16 protein-coding genes are annotated in these 17,573 nt (G+C 69.5%); 5 read left to right on the top strand and 11 right to left on the bottom strand.

Annotated features, from left to right (window positions below; translation table 11 throughout):
• Positions 1-245: 245 nt before the first annotated feature.
• A complete protein-coding gene (locus ACWPN5_RS02570) occupies positions 246-821 on the top strand; it encodes a DedA family protein (protein WP_145682402.1) in 576 nt (191 codons plus the stop codon).
• Between the two features lie 107 nt (positions 822-928).
• Here the strand turns inward: ACWPN5_RS02570 and ACWPN5_RS02565 are convergent, their stop codons facing one another.
• From ACWPN5_RS02565 to ACWPN5_RS02555, 3 genes are read right to left on the bottom strand one after another with little or no spacing between them, the layout of a single operon-like run.
• Positions 929-2,086: a PP2C family protein-serine/threonine phosphatase gene (locus ACWPN5_RS02565; protein WP_145682403.1), complete on the bottom strand. Its 1,158-nt coding sequence runs from the start codon at positions 2,084-2,086 to the stop codon at positions 929-931.
• A 19-nt stretch (positions 2,087-2,105) separates the two neighbouring features.
• Positions 2,106-2,900: an ATP-binding protein gene (locus ACWPN5_RS02560; RefSeq protein ID WP_492294075.1), complete on the bottom strand. Its 795-nt coding sequence runs from the start codon at positions 2,898-2,900 to the stop codon at positions 2,106-2,108.
• A gap of 4 nt (positions 2,901-2,904) precedes the next feature.
• Complete coding sequence (locus tag ACWPN5_RS02555; protein WP_200477444.1) at positions 2,905-3,210, bottom strand: STAS domain-containing protein; 306 nt, start codon at positions 3,208-3,210, stop codon at positions 2,905-2,907.
• 236 nt (positions 3,211-3,446) lie between these two features.
• Here ACWPN5_RS02555 and ACWPN5_RS02550 point away from each other — a divergent pair, with 236 nt between their 5' ends.
• The 3 genes from ACWPN5_RS02550 (at position 3,447) to ACWPN5_RS02540 (ending at position 10,177) form a co-directional block, all read left to right on the top strand.
• On the top strand, positions 3,447-5,768 hold the full coding sequence (locus ACWPN5_RS02550) for a PAS-domain containing protein (protein WP_492294073.1): 2,322 nt from the start codon (positions 3,447-3,449) through the stop codon (positions 5,766-5,768).
• A gap of 10 nt (positions 5,769-5,778) precedes the next feature.
• Entirely contained in the window at positions 5,779-8,751 is a 2,973-nt protein-coding gene (locus ACWPN5_RS02545; protein WP_492294071.1) for a hybrid sensor histidine kinase/response regulator, read from the top strand.
• Between the two features lie 85 nt (positions 8,752-8,836).
• On the top strand, positions 8,837-10,177 hold the full coding sequence (locus tag ACWPN5_RS02540) for a DUF1329 domain-containing protein (RefSeq protein ID WP_145682406.1): 1,341 nt from the start codon (positions 8,837-8,839) through the stop codon (positions 10,175-10,177).
• Positions 10,178-10,196: 19 nt separating this feature from the next.
• Here ACWPN5_RS02540 and ACWPN5_RS02535 read toward each other — a convergent pair whose 3' ends face one another.
• Together ACWPN5_RS02535 and ACWPN5_RS02530 are read right to left on the bottom strand one after the other, a co-directional pair.
• Positions 10,197-10,421 carry a hypothetical protein gene (locus tag ACWPN5_RS02535; protein WP_145682407.1) on the bottom strand — a complete coding sequence of 75 codons (225 nt, stop codon included), beginning with the start codon at positions 10,419-10,421 and terminating at the stop codon, positions 10,197-10,199.
• The gene (locus ACWPN5_RS02530) at positions 10,418-10,873 is read right to left on the bottom strand and encodes a Fur family transcriptional regulator (RefSeq protein WP_145682408.1); all 456 of its coding nucleotides are present in this window, start codon (positions 10,871-10,873) and stop codon (positions 10,418-10,420) included. Before ACWPN5_RS02530 ends, ACWPN5_RS02535 begins: the two co-directional genes overlap by 4 nt.
• A gap of 466 nt (positions 10,874-11,339) precedes the next feature.
• Here ACWPN5_RS02530 and ACWPN5_RS02525 point away from each other — a divergent pair, with 466 nt between their 5' ends.
• Positions 11,340-12,779, top strand: a complete 1,440-nt coding sequence (locus tag ACWPN5_RS02525; protein WP_492294068.1) for a DEAD/DEAH box helicase — start codon at positions 11,340-11,342, stop codon at positions 12,777-12,779.
• 23 nt (positions 12,780-12,802) lie between these two features.
• Here the strand turns inward: ACWPN5_RS02525 and ACWPN5_RS02520 are convergent, their stop codons facing one another.
• From ACWPN5_RS02520 to ugpA, 6 genes are all read right to left on the bottom strand, one after another.
• Positions 12,803-13,324: a hypothetical protein gene (locus ACWPN5_RS02520; RefSeq protein WP_492294066.1), complete on the bottom strand. Its 522-nt coding sequence runs from the start codon at positions 13,322-13,324 to the stop codon at positions 12,803-12,805.
• A 189-nt stretch (positions 13,325-13,513) separates the two neighbouring features.
• Positions 13,514-13,948 (bottom strand): VOC family protein, encoded by a 435-nt coding sequence (locus ACWPN5_RS02515; protein ID WP_145682411.1) that lies wholly within the window; start codon positions 13,946-13,948, stop codon positions 13,514-13,516.
• A gap of 92 nt (positions 13,949-14,040) precedes the next feature.
• Entirely contained in the window at positions 14,041-14,646 is a 606-nt protein-coding gene (gene gstA, locus ACWPN5_RS02510; protein ID WP_492294063.1) for a glutathione transferase GstA, read from the bottom strand.
• A gap of 80 nt (positions 14,647-14,726) precedes the next feature.
• Positions 14,727-15,812, bottom strand: coding sequence for a sn-glycerol-3-phosphate import ATP-binding protein UgpC (locus ACWPN5_RS02505; RefSeq protein WP_492294061.1), 1,086 nt, complete (start codon positions 15,810-15,812; stop codon positions 14,727-14,729).
• Between the two features lie 3 nt (positions 15,813-15,815).
• On the bottom strand, positions 15,816-16,688 hold the full coding sequence (gene ugpE, locus ACWPN5_RS02500; RefSeq protein ID WP_145677228.1) for a sn-glycerol-3-phosphate ABC transporter permease UgpE: 873 nt from the start codon (positions 16,686-16,688) through the stop codon (positions 15,816-15,818).
• Positions 16,685-17,569 (bottom strand): sn-glycerol-3-phosphate ABC transporter permease UgpA, encoded by an 885-nt coding sequence (ugpA, locus tag ACWPN5_RS02495; RefSeq protein WP_145677226.1) that lies wholly within the window; start codon positions 17,567-17,569, stop codon positions 16,685-16,687. The genes ugpE and ugpA overlap by 4 nt, the downstream gene beginning before the upstream one ends.
• Positions 17,570-17,573 lie beyond the last annotated feature (4 nt).

The following is a 17,573-nucleotide window of genomic DNA, read 5'->3' as shown; positions in this document are numbered from 1 at the left end:
GAACACTGACCGATTCACAGAATACGTGTCCGGAAACAAAATAATCCCGCGGCAATAGATCGTTTCGTACCCCAACTTTGTACGGGTTCCTCCCCCCGATTCGGGAATGATGGCGCGACAAGACACGCACGTATGTGCAATGATGTGTCCGTAGCCTGACCAACGGCCGCGCCTGCGTTTCCGTGGCGCGCCGCCGGCGGTCCGGGCCGAAAGGAACGACCCGCGGGGAGGGTGCTTTGGACTGGATGACCTGGCTCCAGGATTGGGGCGATGCCTTCTATCCCCTGGCCTTCATATGGGCCTTTTTCGAAGGCGAGACCTTCGTGATTTTCGGCGGGATGGGCGCGCACCTGGGGATCATCAACCTTTACTGGCTGGTGGCCGCCGTCTGGATCGGCAGTTTCATGGGCGACCAGTGCTATTTCTGGATCGGCCGCAAATGGGGCGCCAAGGCGCTGGCCCGCTTCCCGGCCGCGGAGGCCCGCGCGTCCCGCGTGCTGTATTGGCTGGAAACCTACGGCGTCGGCTTCATCCTGGCCTTCCGCTTCCTCTACGGGGTGCGCAACATCGCCTCGGTCGCCGTCGGCACATCCCGCATGCCCTGGCGAAAATTCCTGTTCTGGAACTTCATCGCCGCCGGCATCTGGGCCTGGAGCTTCGCCGGGGCCGGCTACCTGTTCGGCGAGGCGGCCGCCGCCATCGGCGAGAACGGTCCGAAGATCCTCCTGCTCATCGCGCTGGGCATCGGCGTCACCTTCTTCGCGGTGAAGAGCGTGATGTGGGTCCGCCGCCGCTACGCCGCCTCCGAGACGCAGGCGTAACGGCACCCCTCCCCCGAGAGGCAGGCAGACCGGAACTCAGCCAAACCGGAACTCAGGCAGAAAGGCCGCCGCGGACCACCCGCGGCGGCCTTTCCCGTTTCCGGGCCCTACGCCCGACGGGCGATCCACACGGCGGTCAGGTCGTCGCGCAGCGGCAGGCTGGTGCGGGCGTAGAAGCGCTCCAACAGCGGCCCCAGCGGGCGGGCGCGGTTGGCGGCGATGGCGGCGCGCAGCAGGCCCGGGACCCCGTCCTGGCCGATCGGCTCGCTGTCCGGGCCGCTGCATTCGATCAACGCGTCGCTGTAGAGGAACAGGCAGCTCCCGCGCGGCAGGCGCAGGCTGCGGTCGGCGTAGACGGCGCGGCGCGACGCGCCCAGCACCAGCCCCGCCGAGTCGAGCAGCCGAAGCTCCCCGGCGATCCCCACCACCGGATTCGGCGCCCCGGCCGAGGCGTAGGTCAGCGTGTCGGTGTGCAGGTCGAGGATGCCGAAGAAGGCGGTGGCGAACTGCCCGACCGGCAGCACCTCCTTCAACGCCCGGTTCAGTCCGGACAGCCATTCCGACGGCGGCACGTGCTGCATGGGGAAGCGGTCGATCAGCGTGTGCAGGCGGAAGGTGTTGATGGCGGCGGTGATGCCGTGCCCGGCGAAATCGACCATCAGGAAGGCGACGCGGTGGCTGTCCAGCGGGTAGACGTTCCAGAAATCGCCGCCCAGCTCCGACGAGGTTTCGAAATGGGCGTCCAGCACCAGCTCGTACCGCTCGGCGACCGCCTCCAGCTCCCTCGGCTCGGGCAGCAGGGAAAGCTGCATCGCCTTGGCGTGCTTCAGCTCCCGCTCCACCCGCGCGCGGAAATTGGCGAGGTCGGTGAACAGCTTGCGCTTTTCGAGCTGGTGGCGGACGCGGGCGACGCACTCGCCGGGCTTGATCGGCTTGGAGATGAAGTCGCTGCCGCCGGCCTCGAAGCAGCGGACCTGCTCCTCGTCGCTGTCCAGAGCGGTCTGGAACAGGATCGGCAATTCCTCGTGGGTCAGCCGCTCGCGCAGGCGCCGGCACATCTCCAGCCCGTCCATCACCGGCATGCTGACGTCGAGCAGGACGAGGTCGGGGCGGAAGCTCTCCACCTTGCGCAGCCCTTCCACCCCGTTCTCGGCGACCTCGATCTGGGTCAGCCCGGCGCGGCGGATCATCAGGGCCAGCGACTTCCTGTTGAACTCGTTGTCGTCGACGATCAGGACCCGGCTGGCGGCGAGGGAAATGGGCATGCGTGGACCCGCCTGTCCGTCACAGGTCGAACTGCAGCAGGGTGCAGCGCCCGCCGTCGGTCACGTGGATGCGCCGGGCCAGCGCCCGCATGAACACGAAGCCGCGGCCGGACTGGGCGCCGCTGTCGGTGTCCTGCGGCAGGGCCGCGGCGTCGAATCCGTTGCCCTGGTCGACCACCGCGATGGACAGGCTGTCGGCGGTCCAGCGCGCGAAGATGTCGATCCGCCGCTGCCGCACGGCGCCGTCGCCCAGCCGCTCGCGCAGCAGCCGGCTGAACAGGCGGTAGCCCTCCGGCTGCTCCTTGGTCGCGCTGGGAATGCCCAGATTGCCGTGGACGATGGCGTTGGCGATGGCCTCGTGCAGGCACAGCTCGACATTGCCGCGCCGCTCCGGCGTCAGCACGCCGCGCCGGGTCAGTTCGTCGCAGACCAGAACCGCGCATTGCAGGCCGTAAGCGGTGCCGGTGGTCAGCGACAGGTAAAATCCCCGCTCCACCGGCGGGGCGCCCAGCCAGTCGGCGTCGATGGCGCCGGTGCCGTCCTCCCGCTCCGTCAGCTCCACCGTCAGGAAGCGGTTGAGCCCGAAGGCGCCGCGCAGGATGTCGCGGTCGGCCTGGGCCAGCAGAACCGCGGCGGCCACCCGGTCATCCGCCGCGTCTGCGGCGCCCATCACGGCCTCGCCCGGGCCGAAGCGCGCCGCGACCCGGGCGACGACGTCCGCCGGCACGCGGTCCCGCACCACGCTGAAGGGGCGTACGGCGCCGGGCGGACCGGGCGGAAGGCCGGTGGAAGAGGCGGGAAAACCGTCCATCATCCGCTCACCGCTCGATGGTGACGACTTCGCCGATCCGCGCCAGATCGATGGAGCGCAGCACGTCGCCCTGCAGGTTGCGCAGGACCAGCTTGATGTTGCGCTGCTCCGACTCGTCCTGGAGGATCAGAAGCATGCCGATCCCCGCGGAGTCGATGAAGGTCAGCCCGTCCATGTCCAGGACGACACGGCGCGCCCCTTCCCCGTTCAGCAGGTCCACGATGTCGGGGAGGCTGTCATGGTCGGTGAATTCCAACCGGCCGCTCAACAGCACCTCGATGGTTTCGGAGGAACGGCGCACCTGGAAATTCATGACATCCTCTTGTGTTGCACCGCGCAATCGGCTCCCGCGAACAGTAGTGCAAGGCCGATCCCCTCTCAAGCTTCAAGTATACATCACGTCGATTTTATCGATCATAAGGAGAATTTTCACGGCATTCACACCGTAGACGGAACACGTCCGTTGATAGTACAACCGCATGACCGGTAAGGCGGCGCCGTGCCGCCGGTCCGCCCCGGTCACGCCACCCCGCAGCGGGAAACCCTTTCATGACGGTGATCGAGCAGGCGTGGAAGACGGTGCCGACGGTGTCGGCGAAATTCCTGCTGATCCTGATTCCCATCCTGATCCTGACCACGCTCGGCTTTTCCTCGATCTTTTTCTACGGCAAGTACAAGGATCTGCGCGGCGCCCTGCGCGACCGGATCGAGGCGGTGGCGGAAATCAACGCCGTCGCCCTGTCCTCCAGCCTGTGGGCGGTGGACGTTCCGGCCATCCGCAACATCATCCAGGCGATCTCCGTCAACCGCGAGCTTCAGTGCATCGAGGTGGCCGACGAGCTGGCCGACGGCCGCTTCGCCTGGCCGGACGACGATTGCCGCCCCTTCGCCGGACGCGAGACGGTGCGCCGTCCGATCCAGGTGCAGAACCGCCGGCTCGGCACGCTGACGCTCCATTTCAGCTACGCCTCGGTCGACGCGCAGATCCGGCAGGAGATGGTCAACACGCTGTGGCTCCTGCTGCTGATGCTGGTCGGCACGCTGGTCACCGCGCTGACCGCCCACCGGCTGACCATCGGCGTGCCGCTGGGCCGGCTGATCGCGTCGATCCGCACCGCCGAGCAGGAGCATCTGCGTCAGCGCGTGCAGTGGTCGTCGGCCGATGAGCTGGGGCGGGTGATCGCCGCCTACAACGGCATGCTGACCCGGCTGGACGAGGAGGAGGCCGCCCTGCGCCAGAGCGAGGAGCGGCTGGGGCTGGCCATCGCCGCCACCCGCTCCTCCGTCTGGGATTACGACCTGCGGACCGGCCAGTACTGGTGGTCGAAGGAGTTCCCCGCGCTGCTCGGCTACGGTCCGGCGGAACTGGCGATGACCGCGCGGACCTGGGAGTCGCTGATCCACCCGGAGGAGCGGCGGCGCGTCGTCGCGGCGTCCCGCAGCCGCGTGCGCGACACCGACAGCGCCTACACCGCCGTCTACCGCATGCGCCGCCGGGACGGCGGCTGGAGCTGGATCGAGGACCGGGCGACCGCCCTGCGCGACGCCGAGGGAACGGCGGTCCGCCTGACCGGCACCATGTCCGACGTGACCGAGCGCATGCAGGCCGAACGGGATCTGGCGCGCGAGCGGAACGTCCTTCAGATCACGCTCGACAACACCGACCAGGGCATCATCATGGTGGACCGCAACCTGCGGGTCGTCATGTCCAACCGCCACGCCGCGGAGCTTCTCGACGTGCCGGCGGCCTTCCTGGCCCGCAACCCGCTGTTTCCCGAGATCATCCGGCTCCAGCGCGCCAAGGGCGCCTTCGAGGATTTCAGCATCGATCCCGACCTGGAGCTGGACGAGACCGCCGTGGTGCCCGACCAGCCCTTCGCCTTCAAGCGGCGGCGGCCCGACGGCACGATCATCGAGGTGCGGTCCAACCCCCTGCCGGAGGGCGGCTTCGTCCGCACCTTCACCGACGTGACGGTCGAGGCGCGCTCCGCCGAGGAGGTGTTCCACGCCATGGAAGCGCTGGAGACCGCCTACGCCGACCTCAAGGAAACCCAGGACAGCCTCGTCCAGGCGGAGAAGATGGCCTCGCTCGCCCTGCTGGTGGCCGGCGTCGCGCACGAGATCAACACGCCGGTCGGCATCGCCTACAGCTGCTCCACCCATCTGGCGTCGAAGACGCAGACGCTGACCGAGGCCTTCGCGAAGGGCGCGCTGAAAAAGTCCGACCTGACCGCCTATGTGGCGGCGGCGGGCGAGTCCGCGCGCCTGATCGAGCAGAACCTGACCCGCGCAGCGGAGCTGATCCAGAGCTTCAAGCGCGTCGCCGTCGACCAGACCAGCCAGGAGCGCCGCCGCTTCGACCTGCGCTCCTACCTGGACGAGATCATCACCTCGCTGGGGCCGCGCCTGCGCAAGAGCCTGCACCGGATGAGCGTCGCCTGCCCGGACGGCATCACCATGGACGGCTACCCCGGCGCGCTCAGCCAGGTCATCACCAATCTGGTCATCAACGCGCTGACCCACGCCTTCCCCGACGGGCGGGAGGGCGCGATGGCGCTGACCGTGGAGGAACTGCCGGACGGCGAGCTGGACATCCGCTTTTCCGACGACGGCGTCGGCATCGCCCCGGACAATCTGCCCAAGGTGTTCGAACCCTTCTTTACGACCAAGCGCGGCACCGGGGGCAGCGGGCTCGGTCTCCACATCGTCTTCAATCTGGTGACGCAATCGCTGGGCGGCCGGATCTCGGTGGAGAGTCCGCCGCCGAACGACCGTCCGGGCGGGGGCACCAGCTTCCTCCTGCGGATTCCCATGACGGCGCCGCGGATGGCCGGCGCCGCCGGGAAGGACCCGGAAACCGACGCAGCATGACGGACGCATCATGACCGACGAGCTGATCGTGCCCGACACCGATCCCAACCCGGACGACGAAATCCTGTTCGCCGACGAGGAGGATGGAGACCGGGAGGAGACTCCGCCCTGGCCGATCCTGGTGGTGGACGACGAGGACGACGTCCACGCCATGACCGCCCTCCTGCTGGACGACGTGGAGTTCCAGGGCCGCCGGCTGGAGCTGATCGGCTGCCGCTCCGCCGCCGAGGCGCGCGCCCTGCTGCGCCACCGGCGGGACATCGCCGTCATCCTGCTCGACGTGGTCATGGAGGAGGAGGACGCCGGCCTGACGCTGGTCCGCTGGGTCCGCGGCGCGCTGGGCAACCTCGACGTCCGCATCATCCTGCGCACCGGCCAGCCGGGGCAGGCGCCGCAGCGCGACGTGATCGTCGGCTGCGACATCAACGATTACAAGTCGAAGGCCGACCTGTCGGCGGAGGGTCTGTTCACCGCGGTGATCGCGGCGCTGCGCGCCTACGACCAGATCCGCTCCATCGAGACCAAGGTGGCCGAGCGCACGCAGGAGCTGCGGCAGAGCCGCGAGCAGATGCGCGCCATCCTGGAATCGAGCCCGGTCGGCGTCTGCGCCTACACCCATGACGGCGTGCTGGTGATGTGCAACGACCGGCTGGTCCATCTGCTGGGCGTGCCGAAGGAGCGGCTGGTCGGAGTCTCCATCGCCGACCTGTTCATCGAGCCGGACAACACCGAGGCGCACGAGACGCACTGGACCTTCTTCCGCCGCTCGCTGCGCGACGCCGAGGTGCGGGTGCGGCGGGCCGACGGCTCGACCTTCTGGGCGCTGGTGTCGGTGGACCCCACGCTGCTCGACGGCCGCCCGGTTCATCTCGCCTGGGTCTACGACATCACCCGGCGCAAGCTGGCCGAGCACCAGATGGAACGCGCCAAGGAGCAGGCGGAGCAGACGACCACCGCCAAGTCCGCCTTTCTCGCCACCATGAGCCACGAGATCCGCACCCCCATGAACGGCGTGCTGGGCATGCTGGAACTGCTGGAGCGCACGCCGCTGGACGGCGGGCAGCGCGACACCGTGGCGACCATGCGGGAATCGGCGACCTCGCTGCTGCGGATCATCGACGACATCCTCGACTTCTCGAAGGTCGAGGCCGGCAAGATGGACCTGGAGCAGGTGCCCGTCTCCATCCCCGCCCTGGTCGAAGGGGTGGCCGACACGCTGGCCCCGGCGGCGCGGGCCAAGGGGCTGACGCTGCTGACCTATGTGGACCCGGCGATCCCGCAGGCGCTGACCGGCGACCCGGTGCGGCTGCGCCAGATCCTGTTCAACCTGTGCGGCAACGCCATCAAGTTCACCGAGCGCGGGCGGATCGTCGTGCAGGCCACCCTGGTGGTCGGGGCGGACACAAACACTCGGACCGCCACCCGGCTGCGCATCGCGGTGACGGACACCGGCATCGGCATCTCCGAGACGGCGCGCCGCCAGCTCTTCCAGCCCTTCACCCAGGCGGAAAGCTCGACCGCCCGGCGCTTCGGCGGCACCGGGCTGGGCCTGTCGATCAGCCGGCGGCTGGTCGCGCTGATGGGCGGGACGATCGGGGTGGACAGCGCGCCGGGGGTGGGCTCGACCTTCTGGGTCGAGCTGACGCTGGACAACGCGGCCGCCCTCGCCCCGGCCGAAGCCGCCGCGGCGCCGGCGTTCCCGGCGGCGGACCCGGACCTCGCCGGCCTGACCGTCCTGGTCGGCCTGCCGGAGACGGCGGAGCGCCGGATCGTCGCCGATTATCTGGAGGCCGCCGGGGCGCGGGTTCTGGCCGCCGGGGAACCGGACGCCCTGGCCGAGCTGGCCCGCACGGCCCGCGAAGCCAGCGGCGCGCTGAACGTCGTGGTGGTCGACGAGGCGCTGCACACCCCCGCCGCCGCCCAGGCGCCGCAGCTGCTGGGCCGCCGCGTCGGCGAAGCGCGGGTGCCGACGGTGCTGCTGCAGGACCCGGCGGGCATCGGCAGGCCGGTCGCCAGCGGGCCAGTCGCCGGCGGACCAATCGCCGACGGGTCGGTCGCGGTCAGCCGCCCGGTCCGCCGCGCCGCGCTGGTGCGCGCCGTCACGGTGGCCGCCGGGCGCGCCCTGGCGGACGCCGCACCCGGCGAAGGCCCGCCCACCGCCGCGCCCTGCGCCCCGGCCCCGCTGAGTCCGGAGCGGGCCATCGCCGAAGCGGAAGCCCGCGGGCGGCTGATCCTGGTGGCGGAGGACAACGCCATCAACCGCAAGGTCCTGCAGATGCAGCTCACCGCGCTGGGCCACACGGCGGAACTGACCACCGGCGGGGCGGAGGCCCTGGCCGCGCTGGAGCGGCGGCGCTACGCCCTGCTGCTGACCGACATCCAAATGCCGGAGGTGGATGGGTTCGAGCTGACCCGCCGCATCCGCGCGGCGGAGCGCGCCACCGGCGCCCATCTGCCGATCGTCGCCCTGACCGCCAACGCCGCCCCGGCGGACATCGAGAGCTACGCCGCCGCCGGCATGGACGAGGCGCTGAGCAAGCCGCTGGATCTGGTCAAGCTCGACGCCGTTCTGGCCCGGTTCCTGCCGCCCGCGGCCGCCGACGCGGCGGCACCGAGCCCGCCTCCTCAGCCGCCGCCGGAAACCCCGGCGATCGACCTCGACGTGCTGCGCCGGCTCTGCGGCGACGACCGGGCGCTGATGAACGAGCTGTTGAACGACTTCATCGGCATCGGCCGTCACATCGCCGACGAGGTCGCCGACGCCGTCATCGCGCGGAACGGAACGGCGATCCGCGCCGGCGCCCACAATCTGAAGGGTTGCGCCCGCAACGCCGGCGCGAAAGCGCTCGGCGACGCGGCGCAGGCGCTGGAGCAGGCGCTGATGCAGGACGCCCCCTGGGACCGGGTGGCCACGCTCGCCGTGGCGTTGGAACAGGCGATGGGGGAGGTCGAACGCGCCCTCGCCGCGGCACCGCCGCCCTGAGCACCCTCTTGAACGTCCTTTGTCCGTTCGAACCGGCGCCCGATTGGGGTATCGTCCCCGCGACCCGCCACGCCGCGAGACGCGCATGAACCGCCGCCAGTTCTCCAGCCTTCTGCTCTCCCTGCCGGTGCTTCCCTACGCGGCCCCGATCGCCGCGCAGGAGAAGGTCCCCGCGCTGGGGGAGGAACTGACGCCCTTCGGCGCGGTGCGCGGCGCCAGCCGGACGCGGGCCATTCCGGCCTGGAAGGGCGGCCTGACCCAAGCCCCCGACGGCTGGAAGCCGGGCGCCCCGTTGCCCGATCCCTACGACGAGGACGGGCGCTGGTTCACCGTGGGGCCGGCGGACATCGACCGCTACAAGGTCCGCCTGTCCGGCGGCCTGCAGGAGATGCTGACCAAATACCCGTCCTTCGAGATCCCGGTCTTCCCCAGCCGCCGCAGCGCCGCCGCCCCGCAGCGCGTCTACGAGGAGTCGATCGCGAACGCCAAGCGCGCCAAGCTGGGCGAAAACGGTCTGGCGCTGAGCGGGGCGCGGGTGGGGGTGCCCTTCCCCATTCCGGCCAACGGCGTGCAGGCGATGTGGAACCACATCCTGCGCTGGCGCGGGAATTTCTTCAGCCGCACCGGCGCCACCGTCCTGCCGGAGTCCGGCGGCATTTACACCGCGGCGGTCCACCGCGAGGACTGGCAGTCCAGCTACGCCGCCGGCATCGACGGCGGGCGGCCCTTCCACTACCGCCGCACCACCCTGATGCCCAAGGCGGAGGCCGGGACCACCCTGCTGCTGCACGGCACGCTGAACCCCATCCAGTCCGGCTTCGCCGCCTGGTTCCGCCAGGGCGAGGGCGGCAAGCCCGTCCGCGCGCCCGACTTCGTCTACGACACGCCGGACCCGGCCAGCGGCGGCATCCGCACCGCCGACATGCTGGACATGTTCAGCGGCCCGATCGACCGCTTCGACTTCACGCTGGTGACGCGGCGGGAGATGTATGTGCCCTACAACGCCAGCCGGATGAACACGCCCGGCCTGGCGCCGGTGGACTTCCTGTGGCTGGGCCACCCCAACCCGCAGTTCCTGCGCTACGAGATGCACCGGGTCTGGATCGTCGAGGCGCGGGTGAAGCCGAACTTCCGCCACGCCCTGCCGGAGCGCACCTATTATCTGGACGAGGACACTTGGCAGATCGTCATGGCCGACCATTACGACGCCAAGGGCGATCTGGTCCGCTACGCCGAGGCGCACGGCATCGCCTATCCGCAGGTGCCCGTCTTCGCCCCGGCGCTGGAGATCACCTACGACCTCACGGGCGACCGCTATGTGGTGAGCGGCCTCGACAACCAGCTCGCCCCGCCGGACTTCGCCAAGACCCTGCGGCCCGAGGACTTCGCCCCCGACACGCTGGAGCGCAAGCGGCGCCGCTGGTGAGCGCCGGCCGGAGCCGGCGTCAGTGGCGGACCGGTCCGGCCACCCACTGGCTGACGATGGTTTCCGCCTGGAAGGGCGGGGTTTCGGGATGGTGGTAGCGGAAGACGGTCACCGCCGCCTCCAGCGCGTAGCGCTCCGGCTGGCCGCAGCCGCACAGGCCGGCGTAGCAGCGCTGGACCGCGTCGCGGCAATCCAGGGTCACCGTCGGGTAGGGATCGATCGTCAGCCAGCGCATGCTCTTCATCGACGCTCCCCGCCTTCGCCAGAGTTGCCGCCCTGCGCATCCCCGCCGTCGAGCGGAACGCCGTAGATTTCCAGCCGGTGACCGACGATGCGGTAGCCCAGCTCCCGGGCGATGCGCTCCTTCAGCGCCTCCAGCTCCGGGCTGGCGAACTCGATGATCCGCCCGCTGCGCGTGTCGATCAGGTGGTGGTGATGGTCGGTCGACGCCTCTTCGTAGCGGGCGCGGCCGTCGCCCAGGTCCACCTTCTCGATCACCTGCGCGTCCTCGAGAAGGCGCATGGTGCGGTAGACCGTGGCGATGGAGATGCGCGGGTCGATCAGCACGGCGCGGCGGTGGACCTCCTCCACGTCGGGATGGTCCTCCGACTCCGACAGGACCTGCGAGATGACCCGGCGCTGGCCGGTCATCTTCAGTCCCTTTTCCAGGCACAAGGATTCGAGACGCGACGTCATTGCCCCACCGCCTTTGCCATCCGTTGCGGCGCCGTCTCCCGCGATCCGGGGCGCCATGCTGCAGCGCCAATCATAATACTGAAATTCATTCGCAATCCTATACCCCGTTTTTTTATCCGGGAATTCACGCGGCAAAATGCCTCACCCGCCGGGACGTCACACCCACGCCGCTCCCACCGTCACCCGGAATCGCCGTCCGTCCCAGGGACATTTCCGGTCCGAAACCGGGCCAAGGCCCTTGTTTGCTTGCCAAAAGCCGCCCCACCCCCTATGTGTGTCCGGTCGATTTTGCTTTGGGGCTGCCGGCTCCTCGTCGTCCCGGTACCGGCGCCGCTTGCGCCTTCCCACGGTGAATTGATGGCTCCGCGCACTCCCGCGGCGGAGCGCCCCAAGCCACGCCGCCCCCGGCCATGTCCGGGCACGGCCCAGGTGCAGCCTCTGTTCACGTGACCAGGACCCTCCCCGTATGACCGAATTCAGTGGCCTCGGCCTGATCGAGCCCCTTCTGCGCGCCGTCGCCGAAGAGGGTTACCAGACCGCCACGCCGATCCAGGCCGGCGCCATCCCCGTTCTTCTGGAGGGCCGCGACGTGCTCGGCCTCGCCCAGACCGGCACCGGCAAGACCGCCGCCTTCACCCTGCCGATCCTGCAGCGGCTGTTCCAGAACAAGAAGCGCGTGCAGGCCAAGGCGCCGCGCACGCTGATCCTGACGCCGACGCGCGAGCTGGCGCTGCAGATCGGCGAGAGCTTCCGCACCTACGGCCGGCACCTGCCGATCCGCCGCACGGTGATCCACGGCGGCGTCGGGCAGAGCCCGCAGGTCGCCGCCCTGGCCCGCGGCACCGACGTGCTGGTGGCGACGCCGGGCCGCCTGCTCGACCTGATGGCCCAGAAGCAGTGCGTGCTCGACCAGATCGAGATCTTCGTCCTGGACGAGGCCGACCGCATGCTCGACATGGGCTTCATCCGCGACGTGCGGAAGGTGGTCGCGGTCCTGCCGAAGCAGCGCCAAACCCTGCTGTTCTCCGCCACCATGCCGGAAGCCGTGGTCGAGCTGGCGCACAGCATCCTGACCGACGCCGAGCGGATCGAGGTGGCGCCGCAGTCCACCACGGTGGAGCGCATCGCCCAGCGCGTGCTGTTCGTCGAGCGCGCCGACAAGCGCCGCCTGCTCGCCGACCTCCTCCAGGAGGGCGCCATGGAGCGGACGATCGTCTTCGCCCGCACCAAGCACGGCGCCGACCGCATCGCCGACCATCTGAAGAAGGCCGGCGTCCCGGCCGACGCGATCCACGGCGACAAGTCGCAGTCGGCCCGCGTGCGCGCGCTGGAATCCTTCCGCAGCGGCGACCTCAAGGCGCTGGTGGCGACCGACATCGCGGCGCGCGGCATCGACATCGACGGCATCACGCACGTCATCAATTTCGACCTGCCGAACGAGCCGGAGAGCTACGTCCACCGCATCGGCCGCACCGCCCGCGCCGGCACCGACGGCAGCGCGGTGTCCTTCTGCGACGCGGAGGAGGTGGCCTATCTGAAGGCCATCGAGAAGACCATCCGCCAGCCGGTCCCGGCGGACCACGACCACCCCTACCACGCGTCGGTGGTGGCGGCGATCCACGCCTCCTCCGCCAAGCCGCCGAAGCCGGCGCCCAAGCAGCCCCGTCCGGGCCGCGGCCAGCCCCAGCAGCAGCAGCCGGGCGGCGGCAAGCCGCAGGGCCAGCGGGCTCAGGCGCCGAAGGCCCAGGGTGCGAAGCCGCTGGCGCCGCAGGGCGCGCGGGTTGCCGGCGCCACCGGCGACCAGCCGCTGAAGGCCAAGGCCTCGGCCAACCAGCAGAACCGCCACAACCGCCGCCCCGCCCCGCACGGCGGCCCGTCCGGCGGCAACAAGCGCTCCGCGGCCTGAAGTCTGTTGGGTGCGCGGCGGGGTTATCGCCCGTCGCGCACCGCCCGGTTTGCGGCCCGGTTCGCCGGGGCCTGCTCATCGATCAGCGCGCCACGGGTCGGCGCGGCACCGCTGTCGCCGTAGCGCTGGACCTGGACGCCTCCGCCAAGCTGTTTGGCGATGGCGGAGGCGATCGCGTCGCGTCGCTGCGCCTCGGACAGAGACGCGGTCTGCCGCTCCAGCGCGGTCCAGTCGAGCCGCGCGGCAAGCCCGTTGCTCATTTGCGTCTGGCCGTCCCGCCAGACCGCGGCGACGACTTGGCCGCCCTGCCGGAACAGGGCGTGGGCCTGCACGGCACGGCTGCGCGCCGTGACCGCCGGGTCCACGGCGTTCGGGTCCGCCGCGATTCTCATCTGCTGCTGAAAAGCGGAATCGCCGACCCCGACGCGTGCCATCATCTCCGAACTGGCCTTGGTCGCCGCGGAGAAGCGGGTGACCATGCCACCGTTCAGCGCGTACGCACCGGATGATCCAATTCCCGCCGCGGTGACGGGCAGGCTGCTCATGGGACACCTCACGGTTGACCGGCACAATTGCTTCGGCAATTTCCCATTAGCAGCTTCCATGCCATCCCGATGACGCGCAAACACGGGCTTTTGCCGATGCGGAGGGGAAAATCGGACCGTGGGCCTGGGCCGGATCTTCCCCTCCGGGGTGAAGGAAATGCCGATGGCGTCGAAGCATTGCCGCCGGTGTCACCGCGCGAAAATCTGCCCCATGTCCTGGAAGCTCTTGAACTCCAGGGCGTTCCCGCTCGGGTCGAGGAAGAACATGGTGGCCTGCTCGCCGACCTGCCCCTTGAAGCGGATCTGCGGCTCGATGAGGAATCGCACGCCTTCGGCCTTCAACCTGTCGGCCAGCGCGTGCCAGTCGTCCCAGTCCAGGATCACGCCGAAATGGCTGGCCGGCACGTCCTCGCCATCGACCGGGTTGGTGGCCCGGGTCCCGGCATCCTCGGTCACGTGGGCCACCACCTGATGGCCGTAGAGGTCGAAGTCGATCCAGCGGTCGGATTCCCGCCCCACCCCGCAGCCCAGCAGGCCGGCGTAGAAGGCGCGCGCCTCCTCCTTGTCGCGGACGGGAAAGGCAAGGTGGAAGGGCGGAACGGGTTTGCGGTCGGTTGCGCTCATGCTCACGGGAGCCGAAGCCCCCCTCCCTGCTGGTGATTGCCCAAGCAGTCTACTCGGGCAATCACCGGCTGTCCCGGGATCGAACAGGTGAGTCAGGCGATCCCTTCGGCCGCCAGCGCCGCAGCCACCGCCGGGCGCGCGGCGACGCGGGCCATGTAGGCGGTGATGTTCGGGCAGCCGTCCAGCGGCAGGCCGACCCGCGGCGCCCAGCGCAGCACCGTAAAGCAATAGGCGTCGGCCACCGTGAAGCGGTCGCCCGTCAGGTAGTCCTTGCCGGCCAGCCCAGCCTCCACCACCGCGAACTTGGCGGCCAGCGTCTGCTTGGCGATCTCCTTGAAGGCGTCCGGCGTGGTCGCGCGGAACAGCGGGCTGAAAGTCTTGTGCAGTTCCGTGCCGATGAAGTTCAGCCATTCCAGCACGCGGTAGCGCTCCATCGTCCCGACGGCCGGCAGCAGGCCGCTCTCCGGCACGCGGTCGGCGATGCACTGAACGATCGCCGCGCCCTCGGTCAGGACGGCGCCGTCGTCGAAGGCCAGCGTCGGCACTTGGCCCTTCGGGTTGACGGCCAGGAAATCGCTGCCGTCCTCCAGTTTCTTGGCGACGAGGTCGACGGCCGCGACGTCGAAGGCCAAGCCGCTTTCGCGCAGGACGATGTGCGGCGACAGCGAGCAGGCGCCCGGCTTCAGGTAGAGCTTCATGGCGTTTCTTATCCTTGTTTCCGGCGGGACATGACGGATCGACAGTGGAGCATGGGCGGCAGCGAATGCAACCGGCCCGTTCAATCCGGCAGCCGCCGCCCGCTCTCCGCGTCGAACAGGTGCAGGGCGTCGGGCGGAGCACCGACGCGCAAGGTCTCGCCCTCGCGGCAGGACGGCAGGCCGGCGACCCGGACCACCAGCGCCTCGCCGTCCGGCAGGCGGCCGTAGACCACCGTGTCGGCGCCCAGGGCCTCCACCAGTTCCACCGTGACGATCAGCGGCCCGTCGCCGGGCGTGCCCGAATGCTCTGGGGCGAGATGCTCCGGCCGCACGCCCAGCTTGACCGGCCGCCCGGCCATGTCGGGCCGCGGGCGCGGCAGGAGGAAGGCGGTGCCGCCGGGCAGCGCCACCGCCTGCCCCGCGCCGTCGAAGCGCGCGTCCAGAATGTTCATCGGCGGCGACCCGATGAAGCCGGCCACGAACAGGCTGGCCGGGCGCTGGTAGACCTCCAGCGGCGTGCCGACCTGCTCCGCCACCCCGTGGTTCATCACCAGGATGCGGTCGGCGAGCGTCATCGCTTCCACCTGGTCGTGCGTCACGTAGAGGCTGGTGATGCCCAGCCGGTCCTGAAGCCGCTTGATCTCGACGCGCATCTGGGTGCGCAGCTTGGCGTCCAGGTTGGACAGCGGCTCGTCGAACAGGAAGGCGGCGGGCTCGCGCACGATGGCGCGGCCCATGGCAACGCGCTGCCGCTGCCCGCCCGACAGCTGGCTGGGCCGGCGGTCGAGGAAGCGGCCAAGCTCCAGGATTTCCGCGGCCTTGGCCACGCGCGCCTGGATCTCCGCCTTGGGCAGGCCGCGGATCTTCAGCCCGTAGGCCATGTTGTCGAACACGCTCATGTGCGGGTAGAGCGCGTAGTTCTGGAACACCATGGCGATGTCGCGGTCCTTGGGCTCCAGCCCGTTGACCACCCGCCCGCCGATGGCGATCTCGCCGCCGGTGATGCTCTCCAGCCCGGCGACCATGCGCAGCAGCGTGGATTTGCCGCAGCCCGAGGGGCCGAGCAGCACGAGGAACTCCCCATCCGCGACGCTGATGTCGATGCCCTTGATGGCCTCGACGGAGCCGTAGGACTTGCGGACCTGATTCAGATCGACCGTTGCCATTTCTTATTTCTCGCTGTCCACAAGGCCTTTGACGAACCAGCGCTGCATCAGCACGACCACCGCCACCGGCGGCAGCATGGCCAGCACCGTCGTCGCCATGATGAGGTTCCAGTCGGTCGCGGCCTCGCCGTTGCCGATCATCTTGGTGATGCCGATGACCACCGTCTCCATCTCCGCGCTGTTGGTGATCAGCAGCGGCCAGAGATACTGGTTCCAGCCGTAGATGAAGAGGATGACGAACAGCGCCGCGATGTTGGTGCGCGACAGGGGCAGCACCACGTCCAGGAAGAAGCGCAGCGCGCCCGCCCCGTCGATCTTCGCCGCCTCCACCAGCTCGTCCGGGATGGTCAGGAAGAACTGCCGGAACAGTAGCGTCGCCGTGGCCGAGGCGATCAGTGGGATGGTCAGCCCGGCGTAGCTGTCGATCAGGCCGAGGTTGGCCACCACCTCGTAGGTCGGGATGATGCGGACCTCGACCGGCAGCATCAGCGTGATGAAGATCATCCAGAAGAAGGCCATGCGCAGCGGAAAGCGGAAGAAGGCCACCGCGTAGGCCGAGATGATCGAGATGGCGATCTTGCCCAGCGCGATGACCAGCGCCATGATCAGGCTGTTCCACATCATGATGCGCACGGGCGTGTGCATGACGCGGTTGCCCTGCGATTCGCTCCAGGCCGAGGCGTAGTTGTTCAGCATCTCCCCGCCGGGCGTCAGCGGCAGGTTGCCGCGCCCGATGGTCGCGGCGTCCCAGGTCGAGCCGATGATCGTCACGTAGATCGGGAAGGCGAAGATCAGGACGCCCAGCATCAGGATCAGGTGCGGGACCATGTCCATCAGGCGCCCGCCGGAGCGCGGGGTGTCGCGGTCGCGGGTCATGAGTAATGCACCTTGCGCTCGACGAAGCGGAACTGGATGGCGGTCAGCGCGATGACGATGACCATCAGGATCACCGACTGCGCCGAGGAGCCGCCGAGGTCGTGGTTGACCACGCCGTCCTGGTAGACGCGGAAGATCAGCGTCTCGGTCGCCTTGCCCGGCCCGCCGTGGGTCAGGGCGTGGATCGTGCCGAAGGTCTCGAAGAAGGCGTAGACGACATCGACCACCAGCAGGAAGAAGGTCGTCGGCGACAGCAGCGGGAAGGTGATCGTCCAGAAGCGGCGCAGTGCCCCGGCCCCGTCGATGCTCGCCGCCTCAAGGACGGAGCGCGGGATCGCCTGGAGACCGGCCAGGAAGAAGATGAAGTTGTAGGAGACCTGCTTCCAGCTCGCCGCCAGGATGACCATGGTCATCGCCTGCCCGTCGTTCAGCCGGTAGTCCCAGGCGTAGCCGAGATTGTTCAGCGCGCGGCCCAGGATGCCGATGTCCGGGTTGAAGATGAACATCCACAGCACCGCCGCCACCGCGGGGGCCAGCGCGTACGGCCAGATCAGCAGCGTCTTGTAGGCCGACGCCGCCCGGATCTTCGAATCGGCCAGCACCGCCAGCCCCAGCGCGGAGCCCAGCGACAGCACGGTCACCGACACGCTGAAGACGATGGTGGTCTTCACCGTCTCCAGATAGTTCGGGTCGCTCAGCACCGCCTCGAAATTCTCCAGCCCGACGAACTGGCTGCGCAGCCCGAAGGCGTCCTGGAGATGCACGGACTGCCACAGCGCCTGCGCCGCCGGCCAGATGAAGAAGATCAGCGTCACCGCCACCTGCGGCGCCAGCAGCAGGTAGGGCAGCGCCTTGTTGTCGAAAATCACGCGACGTTGCATGGAA

The organism is Azospirillum sp. UENF 211521, from assembly GCF_058780535.1.
The sequence above is the reverse complement of the archived record's forward strand: the minus strand, read 5'-3'. Positions and strand labels throughout refer to the sequence as shown.